19 protein-coding genes, 1 tRNA gene, 1 other RNA gene and 1 pseudogene are annotated in these 23,803 nt (G+C 74.4%); 9 read left to right on the forward strand and 13 right to left on the reverse strand.

Annotated features, from left to right (window positions below):
- Positions 1 to 80: 80 nt before the first annotated feature.
- Positions 81 to 986 (reverse strand): MetQ/NlpA family ABC transporter substrate-binding protein, encoded by a 906-nt coding sequence (locus tag FB00_RS07605; protein ID WP_047232292.1) that lies wholly within the window; start codon positions 984 to 986, stop codon positions 81 to 83.
- Positions 987 to 1,511: 525 nt separating this feature from the next.
- Positions 1,512 to 1,608, reverse strand: an RNA gene (gene ffs / locus FB00_RS21610) — signal recognition particle sRNA small type.
- A 132-nt stretch (positions 1,609 to 1,740) separates the two neighbouring features.
- Here ffs and FB00_RS07610 point away from each other — a divergent pair.
- Positions 1,741 to 1,826 (forward strand) — tRNA-Ser (locus FB00_RS07610).
- Positions 1,827 to 2,093: 267 nt separating this feature from the next.
- Here FB00_RS07610 and FB00_RS23225 read toward each other — a convergent pair.
- Together FB00_RS23225 and FB00_RS07615 are read right to left on the reverse strand one after the other, a co-directional pair.
- Positions 2,094 to 2,360, reverse strand: coding sequence for a cellulose binding domain-containing protein (locus tag FB00_RS23225; RefSeq protein WP_419865519.1), 267 nt, complete (start codon positions 2,358 to 2,360; stop codon positions 2,094 to 2,096).
- A gap of 238 nt (positions 2,361 to 2,598) precedes the next feature.
- Positions 2,599 to 3,696 (reverse strand): annotated as a pseudogene (locus FB00_RS07615) (glycoside hydrolase family 6 protein); the annotation flags it as partial.
- Positions 3,697 to 3,864: 168 nt separating this feature from the next.
- On the opposite strand from FB00_RS07615, the gene FB00_RS07620 reads away from it, so the two are divergent.
- The 4 genes from FB00_RS07620 (at position 3,865) to FB00_RS07635 (ending at position 8,078) form a co-directional block, all read left to right on the forward strand.
- On the forward strand, positions 3,865 to 4,566 hold the full coding sequence (locus FB00_RS07620; protein WP_047232293.1) for a TetR/AcrR family transcriptional regulator: 702 nt from the start codon (positions 3,865 to 3,867) through the stop codon (positions 4,564 to 4,566).
- Complete coding sequence (locus FB00_RS07625) at positions 4,563 to 5,498, forward strand: ABC transporter ATP-binding protein (protein ID WP_047232294.1); 936 nt, start codon at positions 4,563 to 4,565, stop codon at positions 5,496 to 5,498. Before FB00_RS07620 ends, FB00_RS07625 begins: the two co-directional genes overlap by 4 nt.
- Positions 5,495 to 7,171: an ABC transporter permease gene (locus FB00_RS07630; RefSeq protein ID WP_197088772.1), complete on the forward strand. Its 1,677-nt coding sequence runs from the start codon at positions 5,495 to 5,497 to the stop codon at positions 7,169 to 7,171. The genes FB00_RS07625 and FB00_RS07630 overlap by 4 nt, the downstream gene beginning before the upstream one ends.
- A gap of 64 nt (positions 7,172 to 7,235) precedes the next feature.
- Positions 7,236 to 8,078, forward strand: coding sequence for a hypothetical protein (locus FB00_RS07635; protein WP_047232295.1), 843 nt, complete (start codon positions 7,236 to 7,238; stop codon positions 8,076 to 8,078).
- Here FB00_RS07635 and FB00_RS07640 read toward each other — a convergent pair.
- The 6 genes from FB00_RS07640 to FB00_RS21990 are packed head-to-tail and all read right to left on the reverse strand — an operon-like array spanning position 8,060 to position 16,110.
- Positions 8,060 to 8,758 carry a response regulator gene (locus tag FB00_RS07640; protein ID WP_047232296.1) on the reverse strand — a complete coding sequence of 233 codons (699 nt, stop codon included), beginning with the start codon at positions 8,756 to 8,758 and terminating at the stop codon, positions 8,060 to 8,062. The two genes, FB00_RS07635 and FB00_RS07640, sit on opposite strands and share 19 nt — an antisense overlap.
- Complete coding sequence (locus tag FB00_RS07645) at positions 8,755 to 11,382, reverse strand: DUF4118 domain-containing protein (RefSeq protein ID WP_047232297.1); 2,628 nt, start codon at positions 11,380 to 11,382, stop codon at positions 8,755 to 8,757. Before FB00_RS07645 ends, FB00_RS07640 begins: the two co-directional genes overlap by 4 nt.
- Before the next feature lie 24 nt (positions 11,383 to 11,406).
- Entirely contained in the window at positions 11,407 to 12,114 is a 708-nt protein-coding gene (gene kdpC, locus FB00_RS07650) for a potassium-transporting ATPase subunit KdpC (RefSeq protein ID WP_082141105.1), read from the reverse strand.
- A gap of 23 nt (positions 12,115 to 12,137) precedes the next feature.
- The gene (kdpB, locus tag FB00_RS07655) at positions 12,138 to 14,336 is read right to left on the reverse strand and encodes a potassium-transporting ATPase subunit KdpB (RefSeq protein WP_047232298.1); all 2,199 of its coding nucleotides are present in this window, start codon (positions 14,334 to 14,336) and stop codon (positions 12,138 to 12,140) included.
- On the reverse strand, positions 14,333 to 16,015 hold the full coding sequence (gene kdpA / locus FB00_RS07660) for a potassium-transporting ATPase subunit KdpA (protein ID WP_047232369.1): 1,683 nt from the start codon (positions 16,013 to 16,015) through the stop codon (positions 14,333 to 14,335). The genes kdpB and kdpA overlap by 4 nt, the downstream gene beginning before the upstream one ends.
- A 5-nt stretch (positions 16,016 to 16,020) precedes the next feature.
- Positions 16,021 to 16,110, reverse strand: a complete 90-nt coding sequence (locus FB00_RS21990) for a potassium-transporting ATPase subunit F (RefSeq protein WP_141389068.1) — start codon at positions 16,108 to 16,110, stop codon at positions 16,021 to 16,023.
- Between the two features lie 294 nt (positions 16,111 to 16,404).
- On the opposite strand from FB00_RS21990, the gene FB00_RS07665 reads away from it, so the two are divergent.
- The 4 genes from FB00_RS07665 (at position 16,405) to FB00_RS07680 (ending at position 19,109) form a co-directional block, all read left to right on the forward strand.
- Entirely contained in the window at positions 16,405 to 17,370 is a 966-nt protein-coding gene (locus tag FB00_RS07665) for a DUF389 domain-containing protein (protein ID WP_047232299.1), read from the forward strand.
- Positions 17,371 to 17,474: 104 nt separating this feature from the next.
- Positions 17,475 to 17,771: a type II toxin-antitoxin system VapB family antitoxin gene (locus tag FB00_RS07670; protein ID WP_024841670.1), complete on the forward strand. Its 297-nt coding sequence runs from the start codon at positions 17,475 to 17,477 to the stop codon at positions 17,769 to 17,771.
- 25 nt (positions 17,772 to 17,796) lie between these two features.
- Complete coding sequence (locus tag FB00_RS07675; RefSeq protein WP_231581764.1) at positions 17,797 to 18,447, forward strand: LytR C-terminal domain-containing protein; 651 nt, start codon at positions 17,797 to 17,799, stop codon at positions 18,445 to 18,447.
- Between the two features lie 53 nt (positions 18,448 to 18,500).
- Entirely contained in the window at positions 18,501 to 19,109 is a 609-nt protein-coding gene (locus FB00_RS07680) for a GNAT family N-acetyltransferase (RefSeq protein ID WP_047232301.1), read from the forward strand.
- An 86-nt stretch (positions 19,110 to 19,195) separates the two neighbouring features.
- On the opposite strand, the gene FB00_RS07685 is transcribed toward FB00_RS07680, so the two are convergent.
- The 3 genes from FB00_RS07685 to FB00_RS07695 form a co-directional block, all read right to left on the reverse strand.
- Positions 19,196 to 20,146: a type IV toxin-antitoxin system AbiEi family antitoxin domain-containing protein gene (locus FB00_RS07685; protein ID WP_052877528.1), complete on the reverse strand. Its 951-nt coding sequence runs from the start codon at positions 20,144 to 20,146 to the stop codon at positions 19,196 to 19,198.
- A 185-nt stretch (positions 20,147 to 20,331) separates the two neighbouring features.
- The gene (locus FB00_RS07690) at positions 20,332 to 21,666 is read right to left on the reverse strand and encodes a uracil-xanthine permease family protein (protein ID WP_047232302.1); all 1,335 of its coding nucleotides are present in this window, start codon (positions 21,664 to 21,666) and stop codon (positions 20,332 to 20,334) included.
- A 124-nt stretch (positions 21,667 to 21,790) separates the two neighbouring features.
- Positions 21,791 to 23,725, reverse strand: a complete 1,935-nt coding sequence (locus FB00_RS07695; protein ID WP_231581765.1) for a glycosyl hydrolase — start codon at positions 23,723 to 23,725, stop codon at positions 21,791 to 21,793.
- Positions 23,726 to 23,803 lie beyond the last annotated feature (78 nt).

Raw genomic sequence — 23,803 nt, forward strand, 5'->3', positions numbered from 1 at the left:
CGCCTGCCATCGTCCTCCCCCGGGCACGACGGCGCGCGAGGGCGGACGCGACGTGCGCGCCCGCCCTCGCGGCGACGGCATCAGGAGTTGCGGATGTCGTCCTCGATGCCGGCGAGGATCTCCTGGAGCTCGGCGGGCGAGTTCTCCTTGATGACGGCGGTACCGCCCGAGGCCTTCTTCTCCGCCTCGACGACCTCCGGCGAGTGGGAGATCTCGGCGAGCTTGAGCAGCGTCTCGTCGTCCTTGTCCTCTGCCCGCGCGACCCACACGTTGATGTAGGGCTTGGCGGCGTCGGAGTCGGGGTCGTCCTGGAACAGGGCGTCCTCGGGCTTGAGGCCCGCATCCTCGACGAAGTCGTTGTTGATGATCGACGCGTCGACGGACTGGAGCTGGATCGGGGTCTGCGCGGCGTCGACGGGCGTGACCGTCACCTTGGAGCTGGGCAGCACGTCGGCCTCGGTGGAGATGGAGCTCCCGCCGTCCTTCAGCTCGACCAGGCCGGCCTCCTGGAGCACGAGGAGCGCACGCGCGAGGTTGGTCGGGTCGTTCGGCACGGCGACCTGGCCGCCGTCGGGGATCTCCTCGAGCGACGTGTGCTTGGACGAGTACAGCCCGAGCGGGTAGACGGCGGTCGCGCCGATCGGCTGGAGGTCGTCGCCCGCGTCCACGTTGTAGCCCGCGAGGAACTGCAGGTGCTGGAACTGGTTCACGTCGAGCTCGCCCTGGGACAGCGCCGGGTTCGCCTGCGTGTAGTCCTGGAGGTCGACGAGCTCGATCTCGATGCCCTCGGCCTCGGCCTGCTCCTGGAACACGGCCCACTTGTCGTCGGACGCGCCGACGACGCCGACGCGGATCGGGTCCGCCGCGTCACCGCTCGCGGCACCGCCCGCGGTGTCGTCGCCGCCGCCGCAGGCGGTCAGGGTGAGGGCGGCCGTCGCGGCGATCGCGGTCCAGGTCAGACGCTTGCGGGTGGTCGAGAACGACATGGGAGTTCCTTCCGGTGGCGGCGGCGTCGGTCACGGGTGGCGACCGGCGGGCCGGGGTGCAGGGACGGTCCTGCGAGGGGTGGGGTTCAGGGTGCTTCCGGCGGGCCATCAGCCACGCGGCGAGCGGGGGCGGCGTCGTCAGGACGACGCGGCAGGTGCGGCGCAGGTCTCCCTGCGGGTCACGACGGCGTCAGCAGCCGCACATTCGCCCGGTGTGCACGCCACGACAGCACGACGTGCCGGCGCAGGACGCTGCGCGCGGGGTCGTGGTGGCGACGTGGTTCCGGGTCATGCCGACATCATGAGCACGGCGACGCCCCGCGCGCCAATCCCCGAGCCGGATCGTCCATCATGTGGACGCCAAACTGGTCGCATGTCGGGAACTCGGGCGACTGAACCGGGATATATCGGGCGTCAGGCGCCACGGGGGTGCCCGTCTCGCTCGAGCAGGAAGAGATCTGCGCCACACCGGCCGGCTCCGCGGCGGTGGGCCGGCGCCCGTCCGGAGACAGGGCGCCCGGAGACATGAAGGACCCCCCGCACACCCACCAGAGCTCACCTACCCTTGCTGCCTTCCGGCCCTGGGGGAGTTCGGCGAGATGATGCCGCACGAGGGGTCTGCACCCACCCTAGCCCAGGTCGGCGCCCCACCAGAAACCCGCTCCGGTGAGGGCGATTCGGCCCGGGCGCCGCGGTCCGGTATCCTCGTTGCGCTGCTGTCGGTGCGCCCTGGGCGCGTCCGGCCGTCGCACCAGGAGGATTCGCCTAGTGGCCTATGGCGCACGCTTGGAAAGCGTGTTGGGTTAACAGCCCTCGGGGGTTCGAATCCCCCATCCTCCGCAGACCGAAGGGCCCGCCGCACTCGCGGCGGGCCCTTCGTCGTCGCCCGGCGCACGGCCTCGAGGCACCGGCACCGAAAAGGCCCGTCGCACGAGTGCGACGGGCCTCTCGACGTCCCGACGGTCCGACGCGCCGGGACGTGGCGCCGGCGGTGCCGCCGACGGCTACCCCCAGCCTACGGGTGTCTGGCCCGGAACGGCAGGGGTCTCTCGCCCCGAGTGCCCGTGATCTGTGCGACCTGGGCGGCCCGGATCCCCTGGCGAGGGGTCAGACGACGTGGCACGGGCGCCCTCCGAGGGTCACGAGCTGCGGGTCGGCACCCGGGGTGCCCGACGCGACGAAGCCGAACGTCGTGGTCGCGCCCGGCCGTACGGTCGCGTTCCACGACAGGCTGTGCGCGGTGACCGCGTCACCGTCGCGCCCGGCCCGCGCGCCCCACACGTCGGTGAGCCGCTGGTCCCCGTCGGGGGTCCAGCGCAGCTCCCACCCGTCGAGCGGCGCCGTGCCGGTGTTGCGGAGCTCGACCTGGGCGATGAAGCCGCTGCCCTTCTTGCCCTGCCACGTCCCGTGGACGGTGTACGCGACCTCGCAGGTCGGGCGCTCGACGGGGGGGCACGGCGAGCGCGAGGAGCTCGGCCGCCTGCTCGACGAACCACTGCCCCGCGGCCGGGTCCTCGATGCCGCGGGCGGGGTCGAGCGGGCCGCCGGTGCCCCGGTAGCACTTCCCGTCGGACTCCCCCGGCACCTTGATCCACAGGTAGGCGTCGACGAACGGGTCGCCGGTGTCCGTCGTCGGCCGCTCGCCGAGGCCCCGGTCGGGCGGGTTGCACCACACCTCCGGGTCGGGGAACGCGCCGGGCGGCGCGGTCCACGGGCCCTGGCCGTTGCGGCTCGTGTCGATGACGACGTGCTTCTGCACCGCCGGGTCGCGCACGACGCCCGTGTCCGCGTACGCCTGGGCGTACGCGGCGTCGGTGAGGCCCCAGGTGGAGAAGTCGTCCGGGTTCGCCGGGTAGTACTGGCTCGCGCACCACGCGGGCTCCCACCAGCTGTTCACCGACAGGTTGACGCAGTCGCTGATCCACGTCCCGTACTTCACGAGGCGCTCGGTCTCGACGTAGTTGGACGCGTTGACGAACACGCCGTCGGCACGCTCGACGCCCGCCTTGATCAGGCGGTCGGTGATGTCGCCGACCCCGAGCCACCCGCTGTGCGTCCCGTCGAGGTACACGGACGTCGCCGGGAGCGCCGTGAGCGTGTCGACGGCGTGGTTGAGCTGGACGAACCGGTCCGCCGCGGCGGTCTCCGGGTCGAGCTCGGCGGGGCGGCACCACTCCGCGTTCCCGTTGATGTCGGTGTACCAGGGGATGATCCCGAGCCCGTCCGGCTCGAGGATCACGATCGCCGGGTCGTCGCCGATCCCCTCGGCGAGGGCGTCCACCCACGCCGTGTAGGCGGCCGTGTCCGCGGCGCCGCCCGCGGAGTACTGCGCGCAGTCGCGGAACGGCAGGTTGTAGACGACGACGGTGGGCACCGCGCCGTCCGTCGCGGCCGCCTGCACGACGGACGCGACGTCGTCGCGCACCTCGTCGGGCGTGCCGCCGGTGAACCACGAGGCCGACGGGAACGACCCGAGGAGCTGGGCGTCCGCGCGCGCCTGCCCCGTGAGGGTGGCGGCGGCCTGGAGAGTCGTGGAGAAGGGGTCCACGTAGAGGCGGGTCTCCGGCCCGACGACGTCGTCCGCCGCGGGGGCGGCCGTCGCCCGGGGCGCGGCGGGGGTCGGGGCGGCGCCGGCGCTCCCGCCGACGACGAGCAGCGGGGCCGCGAGCGCGAGCCCGGCGGCGGCGGACAGGACGGCACGACGTCTCATGCGGATCTCCTTCGATCGACACGGGGTGCGGGACGACGGATGGAAGCGCTCCCATCGCGTCGTGACCTCCACTCAACCGGCCCCGGCCAGCGGCGTCAAGGGGTGCGCCGCGGCAGAGCGCTCCCTCGTGGGTGGACAGGCATTGAACAAGTGTTTAGTCTGTTGAACGTGCGTTCAGACAAACCCTCACCGACCGGCCGCGCCCGCCCCGCGCCGTCGACCACCGACGACCTGACGACCCGCGCCCGCATCCGCGACGCCGCGATCTCGCGGTTCGCGCGCGACGGGTTCGGTGCCCCGCTGCGCACCATCGCCACCGACGCCGGGGTGAGCGCGGCGCTCGTCGTGCACCACTTCGGCTCCAAGGAGGGGCTGCGCCGCGCGTGCGACGACTACGTGTTCGACGCCGTGCGCGCCGCCAAGACCGACGCCATCTCGCCGCAGGACCCGGCTGCCGGGCCGATGGCGCTGTTCACCCAGCTCGCCGGGATCGAGGACTACGCGCCCGTGTTCGAGTACACGCTGCGCAGCCTCCAGGCGGGCGGGGACCTCGCGCGGTCGTTCGTCGAGCACCTCACGCAGGTCACGCTCGAGTACATGGAGTCCGGCGTCGCCGCCGGCGTCATCCGCCCCAGCCGCGACGAGGCCGCCCGCGCGCGCTACCTCGTCTCGCTCTCGCTCGGCTCGCTGCTGATCGACGGCGCGCTGCGCGAGCGGAGCGAGCCGCGCGACCCCGAGGCGGACCTCCGCGAGTACGTCGAGCGCGTGATGCTCCCCGCGCTCGAGGTCTTCACCGAAGGACTCTTCGTCGAGCCCACGCTGCTCGACGCCTACGTGCAGCACACCACCCACCAGGAGGAGACGCGATGACGAGCACGACCCCCGCCGTCGAGGTGCACGACCTGCGCAAGGCCTTCGGCCACGTGCAGGCGCTCGACGGCCTCGACCTCACCGTCCGCGCGGGCGAGGTCGCCGGGTTCCTCGGACCGAACGGCGCGGGCAAGTCGACCACCATCCGGGTGCTGCTCGGGCTGCTGCGGCCCGACTCCGGCAGCGCCCGGCTGCTCGGCGGCGACCCCTGGCACGACGCCGTCGACCTGCACCGGCGCCTCGCGTACGTGCCCGGCGACGTCAACCTGTGGCCCAACCTCACCGGCGGCGAGGCGATCGACCTGCTCACCCGCCTGCGCGGGAGCGTCGACCCGCAGCGCAAGAAGCTGCTGCTCGACCGCTTCGAGCTCGACCCGTCGAAGAAGGCGCGCACCTACTCCAAGGGGAACCGGCAGAAGGTGGCGCTCGTCGCGGCGTTCGCGTCCGACGTCGAGCTGCTCGTCCTCGACGAGCCGACGTCGGGCCTCGACCCCCTCATGGAGTCCGTGTTCACGCAGTGCGTGCGCGAGGTGACGGCCGAAGGCCGCTCCGTCCTGCTCTCGAGCCACATCCTGGCCGAGGTCGAGAAGCTCTGCGACACCGTGACGATCATCCGCGCGGGCCGCACGGTCCAGTCGGGGACGCTCACCGAGCTGCGGCACCTCACGCGGTCGTCGGTCACCGCCGTGACCGAGCGCGACCCCTCGGCGCTCGACGCGCTCGACGGCGTGCACGACCTCGTCGTCGAGCCGGGCGCGGACGGCACGCGGGCGCGGTTCGACGTGGACAACGACCACGTCGAGGCCGTGCTGCGCGCGCTCACCGACCTCGGCCTGCGCTCCGTGACGGTCAACCCCCCGTCGCTCGAGGAGCTGTTCCTGCGCCACTACGGCGACGAGCTCGCCGTGCTCGACGGGGCGGGCGCGCTGTGAGCGCCCCCGGGTCCGCTCGCACGGCGGCACCACCGAGCAGGCGGCGCGCCGCCGTCGCGCCCGAGCCGCACCGGCGCGGCCGCGCGGCCACGGGCTGGACCACGCTGCTGCGCTTCGTGCTGCGCCGCGACCGCGTCCGCATCCCCGTGTGGACGGCGTCGATCGCGCTCCTGTTCGGGTACGCGGCCGTCGCGCTCGACACGCTCTACCCCACGGCGGCCGACCGCCAGGCGCGCGCCGCGCTCGTGTCCAGCCCCGCGGGCATCATGCTGTCCGGACCGCAGTACGGGATCGAGGACTACACGCTCGGCGCGATGATCGCGAACGAGATGGCGCTCACCGTGATGGTCGCCGTCGCGATCATGAGCATCTCCCTCGTCGTGCGGCACACGCGCGCCGAGGAGGAGACCGGGCGGGCGGAGCTCGTCCGGGCCGGCGTCGTCGGGCGACACGCCCCCGCGACGGCGGCGTTCGTCGCGGCGCTCGTCGCCAACGCGGCGATCGCGCTCGCGACGGGAGCGGTCCTCGTCGCGACCGGGCTCGACGCCGTCGACTCGTTCGCGCTCGGCGCGGCCGTCGGGGTCACGGGGCTCGTGTTCGGCGCCGTCGCGGTCGTGACGAGCCAGGTCACCGAGCACGCGCGCGCCGCGAGCGGCCTCGCGCTCGCCGTGCTCGGCGTCGCGTTCCTGCTGCGCGCCGTCGGCGACGTCCAGGAGGAGCACGGGAGCTGGGTCTCGTGGCTCTCCCCCATCGGCTGGGCGCAGCAGATCCGCGCGTTCGTCGACCTGCGCTGGTGGCCCCTCGGCCTCTCGGTCGCGCTCGTCGCGCTGCTCCTCGCCCTGGGCGCGGCGCTCGCCGCGCGTCGCGACCTCGGCGCGGGCCTGGTCCCTCCGCGCGCGGGCCGGCCCGACGCCGTCGGGTGGCTCGCGAGCCCGCTCGCCCTCGCGTGGCGCCAGCAGCGCGCGTCCGTGGTCGCGTGGGGCGTCGGGGTCGGCGTCACCGCGCTCGCGTGCGGGACGTTCGTCGACTCCGTGGGCGACATGGTCGCCGACAACCCCGAGATCGCGCAGATGCTCGGCGACGCCACCGACCTCGTGGGCGGGTTCGTCGCGATCATGGCCCTCTTCCTCGGGCTCGGCGCGGGTGGCTTCGCGGTCGCGTCGGCCCAGCGGGCCCGCGGCGAGGAGACGGCGGGGCGGCTCGAGCCCGTGCTCGCGACCGGGGTCGGGCGCGTCCGCTGGCTCGGGGCCCAGCTCGTCGTGACCCTGGTCGGGACGTCGGTGCTGCTCGCCATGAGCGCCGTCGGGCTGTGGCTCGGCGCGCTGAGCGTCGGGGAGGACGCCTTCGGGTTCGGGGACTACCTCGCCGCGTCGTTCGCGTACCTCCCGGCGATCGCGGTCGTCGCGGGCGTCGCGGTCGCGGCCTTCGGCTGGCGTCCGGGGCTCGCGGCGCTCGCCTGGGCGCTCCTCGCCTACTCGTTCGTCGTGACGATGTTCGGTGCCCTGCTCGACCTCCCGTCCTGGGCCAGCGGCGTCTCGCCGTTCTGGCACGTCCCCCAGCTCCCGGGGGCCGACGTCGAGGCGTGGCCGTTCGTCTGGCTCACGCTCCTCGCCGTGGCGCTCGTCACGCTGGGTCTGGTCGGCTTCCGCCGCCGCGACGTCCCGCGTCCCTGACGCGAGACCGTCGCGGCCTCCGGCTAGGCTCGATCCACCTTTTCCGACCACGGAGGTGACGGTCATGTCCACGCCCGACCGGAGCGACGCGACGCGCTCGGCCAGGGCCACCCTGCACGAGTGGGTCGCCGCGATCCCCACCCAGGAGCCGAGCCGAGGGCCGGACGGCGCCGCGGGCGTCCCCGACCCGCGCACGTGGGTCGCGGCGCTCGCGCTCGAGGGGACGTGGCTCGGTCTCTACCAGGACGCGTACGACCTCACCGAGGCCGAGTGGGAGGACCTGATCGGCGACCTCTCCCGGTACGCGGACGTGCGGCCGCCGGCGAGCGCCGTCGTCTTCCGCGACGTGGACCTCGACGAGGACCCGTTCCGCGACGACGAGCGCCCGCTCGTGGACGCCGTGCTGCGGGTCGCGCTCGAGGAGGGGGTCGAGAACGTCACGCTCGCCGCGGTCGCCCGCCGCTGCGAGCGCAGCGAGTCGACGCTGCGCTCGATGTTCGGCGACGCGGAGACGCTCGTCGACGACGTCGCGCTCGAGGTCCTGCAGTCCGGGTTCGACGACCTCTCGCCGCTGCGCCTCGACCCGTCGCGCGCGGCGGTCGCGGCGTCGGTCGCCGCGCTCGACGACTCGCGCAAGGCCGCGGCGCTCCTGCGCCTGTACGCGCTGGGCGGGGTCGCGCGCGACGACGTCCCCGAGGGGCAGCACGCGGTGCACGCGCTCGTGCTGCGCGCGTGGCGCGAGGAGGGCGCGCCGTCGTCGCTCGTGCTCGCGGCGCTCGCGTGCGACGGCTGGCGCGCGGGCGAGCTCCAGCGCGCGCTGCTGTTCCCGCCCGCGCTGCCGGGCGCCGTCGTGCGCGAGCTCGCGCGCGTCGTGGACGACGCGTCGGGTCACTCCTCGAACCGGTAGCCGATGCCGGGGCTCGTGATGAGGTGGCGGGGCGCCGCGGGGTCGTCCTCGAGCTTGCGGCGGAGCTGCGCGAGGTAGACCCGCAGGTAGTGGGTGTCGCGCGTGGCGGTCGGCCCCCACACCTCGCGCAGCAGGTGCTCGCGCTCGACGACGCGGCCCCGCTGCGCGACGAGGATCTCGAGGAGCGCCCACTCCGTGGGGCTCAGCCGCACCTCGGCGCCGCGCCGCAGGAGGCGGCGTCGGGCGAGGTCGATGTGCAGGTCGCCCGCCTCGACGACCGCGGACCCGTCGCGCGCGGAGCCGGCCGAGCGCCGGACGGCGGCACGCAGCCGCGCCATGAGCTCGGGCATCGCGAACGGCTTGGTGACGTAGTCGTCGGCGCCGGCGTCGAGCGCGTCCACCTTGTCGTCACCGAGGTGGCGCGCGGAGAGCACGACGATCGGCACCGTGCTCCAGGCCCGCACGGCCCGGATGACGTCGAACCCGCTGAGGTCCGGCAGGCCGAGGTCGAGCAGGATGACGTCGGGGGTGTCGGTCGCGACGAGGTCGATGCCGGCCCCGCCCGACGTGGCGGTGCTGACCTTCCAGCCGTGGGTGCGCAGCGTGATGGCGATCGCGCGCAGCAGGCCGGGGTCGTCGTCGACGACGAGGACGTGGTGGGTCGCCGGGTCGTCGCTCACGCGCGCTCCTCCCGCTCGGTGCGTGCCACCGGCTCGCGCGGCGGCGCGACGGGGACGGTCAGGACCATGGTGAGGCCTCCGCCCGGGGTGTCCTCGGGGACGAGGGTCGCGCCGACGGCGCGGGAGAACCCCCGCGCGACGGCGAGCCCCAGCCCCACGCCGTGCCCGCCGGCGTCCCCGAGCCGCTGGAAGGACTCGAACATCCGCTCCTTGGCGTCGTCGGGCACGCCCGGCCCGAGGTCGACGACCCGCACCTCGACGATGCCGCCCGAGGCGGACGCCCGGACGCGGACGGGCTCCGCCGGGGGCGCGAACCGCACGGCGTTGGCGACGACGTTCGCGACGACGCGCTCGAGGAGGCCGGGGTCGGTGCGCACGAGGGGCAGGTCCTCGGGCACGTCGAGCGCGACGCGCGGGCCGTGCGGCTCGACGGCGACCGGGACGATCTCCTCGAGCGACACGTCCCGCAGGACCGGGGCGACGGACCCCGTCTGGAGGCGCGAGAGGTCGAGCAGGTTGTCGATGAGCTGCTCCAGCCGCTCGGTCTCCGACGCGGCGGTCTCGACGAGTGCCGTCCGGTCCTGGGGCTCCAGGACCGCGCCGGGCGAGCGCAGCCCGTCGACGGCCGCGCGGATCGCCGCGAGCGGGGTGCGCAGGTCGTGGGAGACGGCCGCGAGCAGGGCGGTGCGGGTCGCGTCCGCCTCGGCGAGGACGGCCGCGTGCGCGGCCTCCTCGCGCAGCCGCCGGTACTCGAGCACGATGCCGGCCTGCGCGCCGAACGCCTCGAGCACCTGGCGGTCGCCCGCGGGCAGCGGACGGCCGTCGAGCACGAGCCGGAGGTCGTCGTCGACGCTCACCACGGTCCGGGTCTCCTCACCGTGTCCGTGGCCGCGCCGGGCGCGACCGACCGGGCTCGTGGTGTCCGTGCTCGCGGTGCCCGGGATCCCGGTGTCGACGGCGCGGTCCGCGACCGCGACGGTCGACCACGCCTGGGCCCGCCCGTCCGTGCGCGCCCGCTCCTCCAGCGCGACGCGGCGGAGCTGGAAGGTCTGGGCGAGGCGCGCGACGACGGCCTCGGCCGTGTCCTCGCCGGACAGGACGGACCGGGAGAGGGCGGCGAGCGTCGACGCCTCGGCGCGCGCCCGGTACGCCTGCACGGTGCGCCGCGCGGAGAGGTCGACGACCGACGCGACGGCGGCCGCGACGAGGACGAACACGAGGAGTGCGAGCAGGTTCTCCGGGTCGGCGACGGTGAGCAGGCCCGTGGGCGGCGTGAAGAACCAGTTGAGGCACAGGAAGGACACGACGGCGCACGCCAGCGCGGGCCACATGCCCCCGACGAGCGCGACGCCGACCGACAGCGCGAGGAAGAGCATGACCTGCGTCGGGAGACCGACCGCCTCCCGGCCGGCGTCGAGCAGGGCGGTGAGACCCATCGGGCCGGCGACGGCGAGGACGAAACCCGCGACGCGCCGTCGGGCGGACAACGGGCTCCAGCCCCGACGGGCGACCCTCCCGGACCGCGCGCGCTCGTGGGTGACGAGGTGCACGTCGAGCGAGCCCGAGAGCCGGGCGATCTCCGCGCTCGTCGAGCCGAGGAACGCCTCGCGCCATCGCGAGCGCCGTGAGACGCCGACGACGACCATCGTCGCGTTGGCGCCGTGCGCGAAGTCGACGACCGCCGACGCGACGTCCTCCCCGACGACCGTGTGGAAGGTGCCGCCGAGCGACTCGACGAGCGCGCGGTCGGCCGCGATCGCCGCGGGCGACGCCGTGGGCAACCCGTCGGTCGCGAGCACGTGCACGGCGAGCAGCTCCGACCCGGCCGCCCGCTCGGCGATGCGGGCGCCGCGCCGCAGCAGCGTCGCGCTCTCCGGCCCACCGGTGACGGCGACGACGACGCGCTCGCGCGCGGGCCAGGTCCCCGAGATCGCGTGGTCGGCGCGGTAGCGCGTGAGGGCGTCGTCGACCCGGTCCGCGAGCCACAGGAGCGCGAGCTCGCGCAGCGCCGTGAGGTTGCCCTCGCGGAAGTAGGCGGAGAGGGACGCGTCGATCTGCTCGGCCCGGTAGACGTTGCCGTGCGCGAGCCGTCGGCGCAGCGCCTGGGGAGAGAGGTCGACGAGCTGGATCTGGTCGGCCTCGCGCACCACGTGGTCGGGGACGGTCTCGCGCTGGCGGACGCCCGTGATCGCCTCGACGTCCTCGGTGAGCGACTCCAGGTGCTGCACGTTCACCGTCGTCACGACGTCGATCCCGGCGTCGAGGAGGTCGTGCACGTCCTGCCACCGCTTGGCGTGGCGCGAGCCGGGCGCGTTCGTGTGCGCGAGCTCGTCCACGAGCGCGACGTCCGGGCCGCGCGCGACCACGGCGTCGACGTCGAGCTCGGTGAGCTCGACGCCCCGGTGCCCGACGGCGCGGCGCGGCACCACCTCGAGGTCGCCGATCTTCGCCGCCGTGGCCGGGCGCCCGTGCGTCTCGACGAGGCCCACCACGACGTCGGTCCCGCGGGCCTGGCGGCGCACCGCCTCGTCGAGCATGGCGAAGGTCTTGCCGACGCCCGGCGCGGCGCCGAGGTAGACCGTCAGCCTCCCCCGGCGCCGCCCGTCAGGCGTGTCGGCACTCATGTGCGCAGTCCATCACGCCGCACGTCAGGACGCGTCCGAGCCGGTGGGCGCGAGGCTCTCGAGCGCGAGGTTGAGCGCGAGCACGTTCACGCGCGGGTCGCCCAGCACGCCGGCCACGCGCCCGGCCGCGGCGTCGTCGACCAGCGCGCGCACCGCCGCGGGGTCGAGCCCGCGCGCCGCGGCGACGCGCTCGACCTGCTGGTCCGCGTAGGCGGGCGACACGTGCGGGTCGAGGCCCGAGGCCGACGCCGTCACGGCGTCCGGCGGGACGCTCGCCGGGTCGACGCCGTCCTCCGCGGCGACGGCCGCCCGGCGCGCCTCGATCGCGGCGACCAGGTCGGGGTTGTTCGGCCCCAGGTTCGACCCCGCGGACGCGAGGGTGTCGTAGCCGTCCCCGGCCGCGGACGGGCGGCCGTGGAACCACTCGGGCGCCGTCCCCGGCTCGCCGAACGCCTGGCCGACGAGGGCGGACCCGACGACCGGGGCGCCGTCGGCCCCCGTGTCGTCGACCGACGAGGCCCGCGTCCCGTCCGCGCGGACGAGCGAGCCGTTCGCCTGCCACCCGAAGGCGGCCTGGCCGACCCCCGTCACCGCGAGCGGGTACAGCCCGCCGAGCAGGACGGTCATGAGGAGCAGGACGCGCAGCCCCGCCCACGACTGGCGGACGAAGGAGACGGCGCCGCCGGCGGTCGACGGACGGGCGCCGGACGGGACCTGCGAGGAGGTGGGCACGGGAGTTCCTTTCGGCACCGGGCTCAGAAGCCCGGGAGGAGGGAGACGAGGAGGTCGACGAGCTTGATCCCGACGAACGGCGCCACGAGGCCGCCGAGCCCGTAGACCAGGAGGTTGCGCCGGAGCAGCGCCGACGCGGATGCCGGGCGGTACCGCACCCCGCGCAGCGCCAGCGGGACGAGCACCACGATGATCAGCGCGTTGAAGATCACCGCGGAGAGGATCGCGGACTGGGGGCTCGACAGGCGCATGACGTTGAGCACCTCGAGCGCGGGGAACGCGCCCAGGAACATCGCGGGCAGGATCGCGAAGTACTTGGCGACGTCGTTCGCGACGGAGAACGTGGTCAGCGCGCCGCGCGTGATGAGGAGCTGCTTGCCGATCTCGACGATCTCCAGGAGCTTCGTGGGGTTCGAGTCGAGGTCGACCATGTTGCCCGCCTCCTTCGCGGCCGTCGTCCCCGTGTTCATCGCGACGCCGACGTCGGACTGGGCGAGCGCGGGCGCGTCGTTCGTGCCGTCGCCGGCCATCGCGACGAGGCGCCCGCCCTCCTGCTCGCGCCGGATGAGCGCGAGCTTGTCCTCGGGCGTGGCCTCGGCGAGCACGTCGTCCACGCCCGCCTCGGCCGCGATGGCCCGCGCGGTGATCGCGTTGTCGCCCGTGACCATGACGCTGCGGATGCCCATCGCGCGGAGCTGGTCGAACCGCTCGCGCAGCCCGTCCTTGACGACGTCCTTGAGCCGGACGACGCCGAGCACCCGCGCCGGGCCGTCGCCCACCTGCTCGGCGACCACCAGCGGCGTGCCGCCCTGCCCGCTGACCGTCTCGACGTGCGCCGCGAGCTCGTCCGTCTCCGGGCCCGTCACGCTCCCGCCCGTGGAGTGCACCCAGCGCTGGACCGCGGAGCCCGCGCCCTTGCGCACGCGCCGCACGCCGCCGTCGGGCAGCGGCAGGTCCACGCCGGACATCCGGGTCTGCGCCGTGAACGGGATGAACTCCGCGCCGTCGGTCTCGCGCACCAGGTCCGCCGCCGGACGCCCGTCCGTCGACGTCACGAGGTCGACGATGCTGCGCCCCTCCGGCGTCTCGTCGGACAGGGAGGCCAGGCGCGCCGCGTCGGCGAGCTCGCCCGCGCCCACACGGCCGACGGGCAGCACCTCGGTCGCGAACCGGTTGCCGTGCGTGATCGTGCCGGTCTTGTCGAGCAGCAGCACGTCGACGTCGCCCGCCGCCTCGACCGCGCGCCCGGACATCGCGAGCACGTTGCGCCGGACCAGGCGGTCCATGCCCGCGATGCCGATCGCGGACAGCAGCGCGCCGATCGTCGTCGGGATGAGGCACACGAGGAGGGCGACGAGCACCACGAGCGACTGCCGCGCCCCCGAGTACACGGCGAACGGCTGGAGCGTCGCGACGGCGAGGACGAACACGGTCGTCAGCGACGTGAGCAGCACGTTGAGCGCGATCTCGTTCGGGGTGCGCTGGCGCTCGCTGCCCTCGACGAGCGCGATCATCCGGTCGACGAACGTCTGGCCGGCCGGCGCCGTGATCCGCACGACGATGCGGTCGGACAGGACGACCGTCCCGCCCGTCACGGCCGAGCGGTCGCCGCCCGACTCACGGATCACCGGGGCGGACTCGCCCGTGATCGCCGACTCGTCGACCGACGCGACGCCCTCGATCACGTCGCCGTCGCCCGGGATCGTCTCCCCCGCGACGACCACGACGACGTCGCCCACCCGCAGGCTCGACGACGGCACGTCGACCGTCGGCAGCAGGTGCAGGCTCGACCCGGCCGCGAGCGTGTCCGCCGGCGCGTCCACGCGGCGCGCCGTCGTGCTGCGCTGCGTCGCGCGCAGGCTCGACGCCTGCGCCTTGCCCCGCGACTCCGCGACGGACTCGGCGAGCGTCGCGAACAGGACCGTCGCCCACAGCCACGCCGCGACGAGGACCGAGAACAGGTCCGGGTCCAGCGCGGCGAGCACCGTCGTCGCGGCCGCGCCGAGCTCCACGACGAACAGCACCGGCGACCGGTACAGCACCCGCGGGTCGAGCTTGCGCACCGCGGCGGGCAGCGCCGCGCCCACCTGTGCGAGAGACAGCGCCCGCGGGGCACGACGCCCGCCGCCGGGACGGTCGCCGTGCGGGCCGCCGTCGGGCGCACCCGCGGGGGACGCCGGGGTGCCGGGCAGCTGAGGGACGGAAGCGAGCGGCGTGCTCATGACAGGGACTCCACGACAGGACCGAGGGACAGGACGGGGACGAACGTGAGGCCGACGACGACGAGCGCGACCGTGCCGAGCAGGCCGACGAACAGCGGCTGGTGGGTCGGCAGCGTGCCGGCGGACGGCGGGACCGACCGCTGGGAGGCGAGGCGCCCCGCGAGGGCGAGGACGAGCGCGATGGGGACGAAGCGGCCGACGAGCATCGCGAGCCCGAGCAGCGTGTTGTAGTACGGCGTCCCGGCCGACAGCCCGGCGAACGCGGAGCCGTTGTTGTTCCCGGCCGACGCGAACGCGTACAGCACCTCGGTGAGCCCGTGCGGGCCACCCTCCTGCTGCCCGGCGAGCCCATCGGGCAGGACCACGGACAGCGCCGTGCCGGCGAGCACGACCGCCGGGGTCGTCAGGACGTACAGCGCGACGAGCGTGATCTCCTGGCGCCCGATCTTCTTCCCCAGGTACTCGGGCGTGCGGCCCACCATGAGTCCCGCGACGAACACCGCGACGACGGCGACCACGAGCATCCCGTAGAGCCCCGCGCCCACGCCGCCGGGGGCGATCTCGCCGAGCAGCATCGAGAAGAGCACCACTCCTCCGCCGGGCGCGGTGAGCGAGTCGTGCATCGCGTTGACCGCGCCGGTCGACGTGCCGGTCGTCGCGGTCGCGAACAGGGCGCTCGCGGCGAGACCGAACCGGGTCTCCTTGCCCTCCAGCGCGGCGCCCGCGGCCTGGGGCGCGGCACCCGGCCCGGCGAGCTCCGCCCACGTGGTCAGCGCGAGCGCGACGGCGAACAGCCCGGCCATCGCGCCGAGGACGGCCCAGCCCTGACGGCGGTCGCCGACCAGGAGGCCGAACGTGCGCGGGAGGGTGAACGGGATCAGCAGGATGAGGAAGATCTCGAAGACGTTCGTGAACGGGTTCGGGTTCTCCAGGGGGTGCGCCGAGTTCGCGTTGAAGAACCCGCCGCCGTTGGTCCCGAGCTCCTTGATGGCCTCCTGGGAGGCGACGGGACCGCCGAGGACGTGCTGCGTCCCGCCGGCGAGCGTCTCGACCGCGGTGTGCGGGCCGAGGTTCTGGATCACGCCGTTCGCCACGAGCACGACCGCCGCGACGAACGCGATCGGGAGCAGGATCCGGACCACGGACCGCGTGAGGTCGGTCCAGAAGTTCCCGATCCGCGCGTCGGTCCCGGAGCGCGCGAACCCGCGCACGAGCGCGATCGCGACCGACATCCCGACGGCGGCCGAGACGAAGTTCTGCACGGCCAGCCCTGCCATCTGGAGGAGGTGGCCCGCCGCGGCCTCGCCCGAGTACCACTGCCAGTTCGTGTTCGTCACGAACGAGACCGCCGTGTTCCAGGCACCCGCGGGGTCCAGCCCCGTGAACCCGAGGTTCATCGGCAGGTGGTCCTGGAGGCGGCCCAGGGCGTAGAGGAGGAGGACCGAGGCGAGCGAGAAGCCCAGCAGCGAGAAGAGGTAGGTGCTCCAGCGCTGCTCCGCGTCGGGGTCCACGCGCGCGAGCCGGTAGCCGGCGCGCTCCACCCGCAGGTGGCGCGACGAGGTGTACACGCGCGCCATGTACGCGCCGAGCGGCGCGTGCACCGCCGCGAGCGCCGCGACGAGGAGCGCGACCTGACCGACGGCCGCCCACACGACCGCCGCGTCGACCGTCGTCGGCACGGCGCTCACCGGGCCCGGTCGCTGCGGAGCAGCGCGACGAAGAGGTAGCCCAGCACGGCGACGACGGCACCGAGCGCGATCCAGTCGAGGACCATCACCGGGCACCTCCGGAGGAGCCGTGACGACGCGCGACGAGCGCGACCGTCGCGAAGAACGCGACGGTGAGGAGGAGGAAGGCCAGGTCGGCCATGGTGGGAACGCCTTCTCGACGAGGGTCGGCGAGCGCCCGCGGCGGGGCGTGGTGCCGGCGTCCGGAACCCGGGCGCACTGCCGTTCTACGCCCGGCGGGAGGGCTCCGGACGGGGCTCTGACGGAACCTTGACGCCCTCTGCCGGAACCTTGACGGGACGCGTCCCCGACGGGCGGCGCCCGGCTGGCACGATGGCGCCATGCTGAGTGTGCGGGTCACCGCGGGGCACGACCTCGTCGAACGTCTGCGTCCCGTCCTCGACGCCGACCCGACCGTGTGCGACCTGGCCGTCGTGCCCGGCGCGGCGCTCGACGGCCGGGGCGACGTCCTGTGGTTCGAGATGGCGCGGGAGAACGCGAACAACGTCATGCGGACCCTCCGGCACGCGGGCGTCCCGGCCGACGGGAGCATCGTCGTCACGGAGCCGGTGACGGTCGTGGCGGACGCCGCGGTCGCGGCCGAGGAGGCGGCGCCGGGCCACCCCGCCGACGGGGTCCTGTGGGCGCAGCTCGCGGACACGTCGCGCGAGGACTCCCGCCCCTCCGCCACGTTCTTCGTGTTCCTCCTCCTCGCGACGCTCATCGCCGGGATCGGGCGGCTGCTGGACCAGCCCATCCTCATCATCGGGGCCATGGTGGTCGGGCCGGAGTTCGCCCCCATCGCGGCCATCTGCTACGCGGTCGTGCGGCGACGGCGCGGGATCGCGGGGTCGGCACTGGCGACGCTCCTCGGCGGGTTCGCGGGCTGCGCCGCGGTCGCCTGGGCCGTGTGGAGCCTCGCCTACGCGGCCGGTCTCATCACCTACGAGCAGGCGACGACCGGACCGCAGACCGAGTTCATCGTGTCGCCCGACGCCTGGTCGTTCGTCATCGCGCTCCTCGCGGGCGTCGCGGGTGTGCTCTCCCTCACCACCTCCAAGTCGGCTGCTCTCGTCGGCGTCTTCATCTCCATCACGACCGTGCCCGCTGTCGGGGCCATCGGCCTGACGCTCGCCGTCGGGGCGTGGGACGAGGCGCTCGGCGCGGGCGTCCAGCTCCTCGTGAACGTCGCCGGGCTGCTCGCCGCCGGGGTCGTGACCCTGTTCGTCCAGCTCCACCTCGGACGCCGGCTCGGCCGGCGGCGACTGCTCAGGGCCCGACCGGACGGGCCGCCCGACGCCGCCTGACGCGGAGGACCCGGGTGCTCCACGTGGGGAGATCGTGACGACTGCGTGACCGGCACCGCGCCGACCCGGGCGAGGAGCGGGGTCCGGCCTCTAGGATGTGCCGCATGATCTTCAAGGCCGTCGGCGACGGGCGCCCCTACCCGGACCACGGCCGGGTGACCGCGCGGGACTGGGCCGAGGTGCCCCCTCGTCAGGTGCGCCTCGACGAGCTCGTCACGACCAAGCGCACGCTCGACCTCGACGCGCTCCTCGCCGAGGACTCGACGTTCTTCGGCGACCTCTTCGCGCACGTCGTCGAGTACGAGGGGGTCCTCTACCTCGAGGACGGACTGCACCGCGCGGTCCGCGCCGCGCTCCAGCAGCGCGCCATCCTGCACGCCCGCGTCCTGACCGTGCGATGAGCGCGGGGTCCGGTAGGTTTCTGGCGTGACCACCCGCCCCGACACCGCACGCGCCGAGCGTCGCCGACGCATGCACGAGCGCCAGGCCGTCGTGTTCGGGCTCCTCATCGCCGCGCTCGCCGTCGTCGGGCTGGGTGCGCTGGCCGTCTACACGGGGGCGATCGACGCCCCGTTCGACCGGCCGCTGTCGTCGCCCGAGGCGGTCGACGACCTCGCGGACGTCAAGGTCCCCTGCCTGCCCGAGGGCACGCTCCCGGCGGCGGCGGCCGACGTCCAGGTCAACGTCTACAACGCGTCCGGCAAGGACGCCCCCCTCGGGCGGCTGAACCAGGAACTGCTCACGTCCCGGGGCTTCACGGTGCTCACCACCGGTAACGCGCCGGACCTGGACGGCGACGGCAGCTCGGACGTCGTGGCGCAGACGCAGATCCACTTCGGCGTCACGGGGCTCGCGCAGGCGTACACGCTCGCGGCGCACTACGACAACCCGGGCCTGGTGCTCGACACGCGCGAAGCCTCCACCGTCGACCTCTACGTGGGGGCCGACTTCGAGGACGTCGTGGACCCCGAGCTCGTCGGCCTGTCCAGCGACGTGCCGCTCGAGAGCCGCGCCGGGTGCGTCGCGATCGAGGAGATCACCCCCCAGCCGCTGCCCGTGCCGCCCGCGGAGGGCTGAGCACGTCCCTCGCCCGGCGCCCCGCCGAGCCTGACGACCGCCGAACGGTACCCATGAGCACCCTGCCCCTCCGGCCCGCCCGGACCACCGACCCCGACGAGGTCGACCGCCTCTACGAGATCTGCCTGCGGACCGGCGCGTCCGGCGCGGACGCGACCTCCCTGTACACCGACCCGCGGTTGCTCGGCGAGGTCTACCTCGGGGCGTACCTCGCCCTCGAGCCGTCGCTCGCGTTCGTCGTCGAGGTCGACGGCGTGGCCGCGGGCTACGTGCTGGGCGCGCGCGACACCGCCGCGTTCGAGGCGCGGTCCGAGCGGGAGTGGTGGCCGCCGCTGCGCGAGCGGTACCCGCTGGGCAGCTTCCCGGAGGGCTCCCGCGACGAGGCGCTCGTCCGTCAGATCCACCGCCCGCACCGCACCGACCCCTCGGTGCTCCCCGACTACCCGGCGCACCTCCACGTCGACCTGCTGCCCGTCGCGCAGGGCGGCGGCAACGGCCGCCGGCTGATGGACGCGCTGTTCGACGCCCTGCGCGCCGCCGGGGTCAAGGGCGTCCACCTCGGCGTTGCAGAGGACAACGTCTCCGCGATCGGCTTCTACGAGCACCTCGGCTTCACCCGCCTCGACGTCGACGAGGGCCTGCTCCTGGGCCTCCGCCTCTGACCCGACCCCCGATGCCGAACCCGGGGTTATCGCCGGGTTCGACGCCCTCCGCGACGACAACCCCGGGTTCGGCGTCACCGGGGCCGTCATCCTAGGGCGTGCAGCGCCCGACGGACCGTGCGCGCGCACCGGCCGGCGACGCGTACGTCGTCGAACGTGAATCGCAGCGTGCCCGCGACGCCACCCCCGACCAGCTCGTCGTGCCGAGCCCGGTCGGCGTACGCCGCCTGGAGCGAGCCGTGGAACTCGGCGCCGTCGGCCTCGGCCACCAGCCAGCGGCCGTCGCGCGTCCGCCACCCGAGGTCACCGCGCCGCACGACCCCCGACGCGTCGACGAGCGGCACCTGGAGCGCGTCGGGACCGACCCCACCGTCGTGACAGTCGAGACGGACACGCGTCTCGAGCGGTGACTCCGACCGCCCGTCCGCGAGCCCCCACCAGGAATGCGTACGCGCGACGCCGCGTCGACCGCGCGCCAGGTCGTGGGCGTGCGCCACCTCGTCGACCGTGACCACTCCCCGGTGCACCGCGGAGTCGAGGACGGACACGGCGTGCTCGCGGTCGAGCTCCGGGACGGCCTGCGCCAGCGCCCACCACGGCGACGCGACGACGGCGCGTCCCGCTCGGGTCACGGTCATCCCGTCGTCGAACATGCGCAGCCAGATCCCGTCCCGCGACTCGAGCGACCTCGCGGCCGGCAACGCCACCTGCGGCGCCACGTCGACCGGGAGGCCCGAGACCCCGAGCAGCGCGAGCGCGCTCGGCCCGACGGCGACCGCATCCGGGCCGTACGCGAGCAGACCCGACCACGCCGCGCGCCGACGTCGTCGGTCGTACGAGCCGCGCTCCCCGGGAAACGGGTCGACGTCGTACACCCCGCGTGTGACGCGCCGCCATGCTCCACGCCGGAGCAGGAGCCGGATCACGCCATGGTCGACGCCGGCCTCGCGGCACTGTCGAGCGGAGACGAGCCACTCCTGCTCGGCCGCGACGGCGTCGATCGCGTCGATGCCTCTGACGGGTGCGGGTATCGGCATGCCCGCATCACACCGAAACCCTGTGCCGGTGGCGAGACGCCGTCGACGGTCTGTGGACGAGACACCTGAATGCTGGGCCTGTGAACGACGTCGTCGCCTCAGCCACCGACGTCGAACCCGGGGTTGTCGCTCATCAAAGCGACGAGTCCTGCGACATCCCCGGGTTCGGCCTAGGCGGGGCTGGGTCAGCGGGCGTCCTCGACCGCGTCGTGGACGATCGGCTCGTCGCCGCCAGGGGCCGACGCCGGGCTGGCAGGCTCCTGGGTGGTGCCGCGCCACCGCGCGATGGTCCGCATGAGGTGGTAGATCACGAGCGCGGCGGCCGTGCCGAGCGCGATGCCCGCGAACGTCAGGTCGCCGACGACCCAGGTGAAGTTGGCGATGCCGACGACGAGCGGCACGGCGGCGGTCGTCAGGTTGACCGGGTTGGAGAAGTCGACCTTGTTCTGCACCCAGATGCGCGCGCCGAGGATGCCGATCATGCCGTAGAGCATCGTCGCCGCGCCGCCCAGGACGCCGGCAGGGATGGTCGCGATGAGCGCGCCGAACTTCGGCGAGAGCGAGAGGACCAGCGCGGTCGCCGCCGCGACCCAGTACGCCGCCGTCGAGTACACGCGCGTCGCGGCCATGACGCCGATGTTCTCGGCGTACGTCGTGGTTCCCGACCCGCCGCCGACGCCCGCGAGCGTGGTCGCGAGGCCGTCCGCGAAGAGCGCGCGGCCGGTGAGGTCGTCGAGGTTCTTGCCCGTCATCGCCGCGACCGACTTCACGTGCCCCACGTTCTCCGCGATGAGCACGAGCACGACCGGGACGAACAGGCCGAGCACAGCGACGTCGAACGTGGGCGTGACGAACTCGGGGAACCCGATCCAGGCGGCCTTGCGCACCGCGTCGAACACCACCTCGCCCTGGAGCAGCGCCGCGACGTACCCGACGATGACGCCCACGAGGATCGACAGACGTCCGAGGATGCCCTTGAACAGGACGCTCACCAGGATGATCGACCCGAGCGTGACGAGCGCCGTGACCGGCGCCTTCTTGAAGTTGTCCCACGCGGCCGGGGCGAGGTTGAGGCCGATGAGCGCGACGATCGTGCCCGTGACGATCGGCGGCATGACGATGTCGATCCACCGCGCGCCCGCGACGTGCACGAGCAGGCCGACCGCGGCGAGCACGAGACCGGTGACGAGGATCCCGCCGACGGCCACGGACTGGCCCTGGGACGCCGTCGCGGCGCCGATCGGGGCGATGAACGCGAAGCTCGACCCGAGGTAGCTCGGCAGCCGGTTGCGCGTGATGAGCAGGAACCCGACGGTGCCGATCGCGGAGAAGAACAGCGTCGTCGCGGGCGAGAACCCGGTGAGCAGCGGCACGAGGAACGTCGCGCCGAACATGGCGACGACGTGCTGCATGCCGATCCCGATGGTCCGCGGCCAGGTCAGCCGCTCGTCCGGGTCGACGACGTCCCCCGGCGCGACCGTCTTCCCGTTCCCGTGCAACCGCCACCCGATGGCGCTCATGTCTCTCCCGTCCGTGAAGTTCGTGTGAAGACCCCCGGAGCAGGGTAGTGCCCGCCGAACCCGGGCTTGTCGCACGCCAGGTCGCCGAGCCCGGCGACAACCACGGGTTCGGCGGTCGGCGGTGCTACGCGGCCGCGTGCACCAGGAGCCACGCGAGGAGGTAGCTGCGGGTGTTGCCGTCGTCGATGCGCTCGGCGGGCAGGCTGCGTGCGAACTTCAGGGCGGCCGCAGCGTCGTCCGGGCCGGCGAGGGCCGCGTACATGAGGAGCTGGTCGCCGAACATCACGTCCCACGACGCCGGGTCCTCGCGCGGGCCCGCGAGCGCCTCGTCGAGGTTGGCCCGGATGCGCTCCGGGTCGCCCGCGAGGTACCCGGCGACGGGCTGCATCGGCAGCACGAGGATGCCGAGCATCGCGCTCGGTTCGGCGCTGAACCACGTGGCCCAGTCGCGCTTGCCGCCCCACACGAGCGACGTCACGGTGTGCCCGAACCCCTCGATCGCCGGGTCTTCGCGGTCGAAGTCCGTCCAGTACGCGCGCGCCGACGCCGCCTCGGCGGACAGCAGCCAGCGCGCCTGCGCCTCGAGCGTCGCGTCCCCCGACGCGCGCGCCCACAGCGCCAGCCCGTTCCACGCCGACACCGCCTCGGACGCGGACTCCTGGTTGTTCCCGTCCGCGAAGGGCGCGTACCCCGACGCCCACGAGTGGCCGGCGTAGGCGTCGAACACCCGCAGCGCCGGGAAGTCCTCGCCGCCCGCACCGGACGCGACGTCCGCCGCGAGCAGGTCGAGCACGGGAGCGAGGTCGGCCGCGAGCGCCGGGTCGTCGGCCGCCACCACGCCCGCGGCGTAGAGGAAGTACCCGTAGTGGAAGTGGTGGTCGTTGAGCTCGTCCGACCCGAACGACGGCGTCCTCCCGACGACGCTGCGCACCTCGGGGTCGTCGACGAAGCAGCGCGCGTCGCGCTCCGCGCAGCCGGAGGGCTCGGCCCACTCGCGCAGCGCGGCGGCGAGGTCGTCGCGCAGCGGCGCCGCGACGTCGTCGAGACCGAGCTGCTCGGCGAGCGCGAGCAGGTTCGCGTCGCGCGCGAGGGCCTTGCCCCCGAAGTACGTGTCCGACGGGCGCGGCTCGAGCGCAGAGGCGTCGGCGCGCACCTGCTCGGCGAGCTCGGTCTTCTCGTCCTCGCCCAGCGCGGTCACGTCGAGCGTCCCGGCGGGTTCGACGGCGGGGCTCGTCCACGCGAGCGTGCTCGCCGTGCACACGTCGACCGTCCCGCGCACGGTCGCGTAGGTGCCGAGGCCGCACGTCGCGCCCTCGCTCTCGCGCTGGTGCGGCAGCCGCACGACGACGGTCGCCGCGCCGGAAGGGTCGTCTCCCGTCTCGTACGTGATCGCCGTGGTGACGGCGTCGTCCGCCACGCCGTAGGCGAGCGTCGTGCCCGTCACGGGGTGCGCGGCCGCCTCGGCGAGCGTCGCGACCGCGCCGTCCGGGGCGTCGTCGGGCACGGGGAACCAGGCGACGGAGTCTCCCTCCGCCAGGTCGAGCGACCGGCCGCCTCCCGACAGCGCGTCGCCCGACCCGACGAGCACGAACTCGCGCCCGCCGGCCTCGGCGCTCACGAGCCCGCCCGTCTCGGCGAAGGCGACCGTGAGCTCCGCCGTCTGGTCCGTCGCCGCGGTGTACCGCAGCACGGGCGACCCCTCGACGAGGGTCACCGCCCCCAGGACGGAGCCTGCGCCGTCGAGCAGGTCGAGCGTGACGGACGCGGTGTCGTAGGCGGTGACCACGACCGACGACGCCCCGACGTCCACACCGACCTGCGGCACGAACGGCCCGAGGATCGACTGCTCGGTGACCTGGACGTCGGGCAGGCCGAACGCGAAGCCGCCGTCGGTCGCGCCGAACGCGAGCGGCACGGGGAACACCGGCAAGGGCTCGGCGCCGAACACGAGTCCGGAGAACCATCGGTTCGTCGGGGGGACGAGCCCGTCGGCAAGCCGCGCGGCGGGCATCGGGGCGAGCGACTCCTGCGGCAGGATCGACGGGTCGACGTCGGGCACGGTTCCGGTCAGGTCCGCGGCGGGATGCCCGACGGCGACACCCGCCCCGGGCGGGCCCGTCGCCCCCGGTGAGGTGTC

Source organism: Cellulosimicrobium funkei, from assembly GCF_001019615.1.
In the GTDB taxonomy this organism is placed as follows: Bacteria; Actinomycetota; Actinomycetes; order Actinomycetales; family Cellulomonadaceae; genus Cellulosimicrobium; species Cellulosimicrobium cellulans_E.

Coding starts and splice junctions, on each gene's coding strand:
- FB00_RS07605 (WP_047232292.1), bottom strand. CDS start 986: ATGTCGTTCTCGACCACCCGCAAGCGTCTGACCTGGACCGCGATCGCC.
- FB00_RS07645 (WP_047232297.1), bottom strand. CDS start 11,382: ATGAGTGCCGACACGCCTGACGGGCGGCGCCGGGGGAGGCTGACGGTC.
- FB00_RS07690 (WP_047232302.1), bottom strand. CDS start 21,666: ATGAGCGCCATCGGGTGGCGGTTGCACGGGAACGGGAAGACGGTCGCG.
- FB00_RS21990 (WP_141389068.1), bottom strand. CDS start 16,110: ATGGTCCTCGACTGGATCGCGCTCGGTGCCGTCGTCGCCGTGCTGGGC.
- FB00_RS07635 (WP_047232295.1), top strand. CDS start 7,236: ATGTCCACGCCCGACCGGAGCGACGCGACGCGCTCGGCCAGGGCCACC.
- FB00_RS07665 (WP_047232299.1), top strand. CDS start 16,405: ATGCTGAGTGTGCGGGTCACCGCGGGGCACGACCTCGTCGAACGTCTG.
- kdpB (WP_047232298.1), bottom strand. CDS start 14,336: ATGAGCACGCCGCTCGCTTCCGTCCCTCAGCTGCCCGGCACCCCGGCG.
- FB00_RS07685 (WP_052877528.1), bottom strand. CDS start 20,146: ATGCCGATACCCGCACCCGTCAGAGGCATCGACGCGATCGACGCCGTC.
- FB00_RS07670 (WP_024841670.1), top strand. CDS start 17,475: ATGATCTTCAAGGCCGTCGGCGACGGGCGCCCCTACCCGGACCACGGC.
- FB00_RS07680 (WP_047232301.1), top strand. CDS start 18,501: ATGAGCACCCTGCCCCTCCGGCCCGCCCGGACCACCGACCCCGACGAG.
- FB00_RS07625 (WP_047232294.1), top strand. CDS start 4,563: ATGACGAGCACGACCCCCGCCGTCGAGGTGCACGACCTGCGCAAGGCC.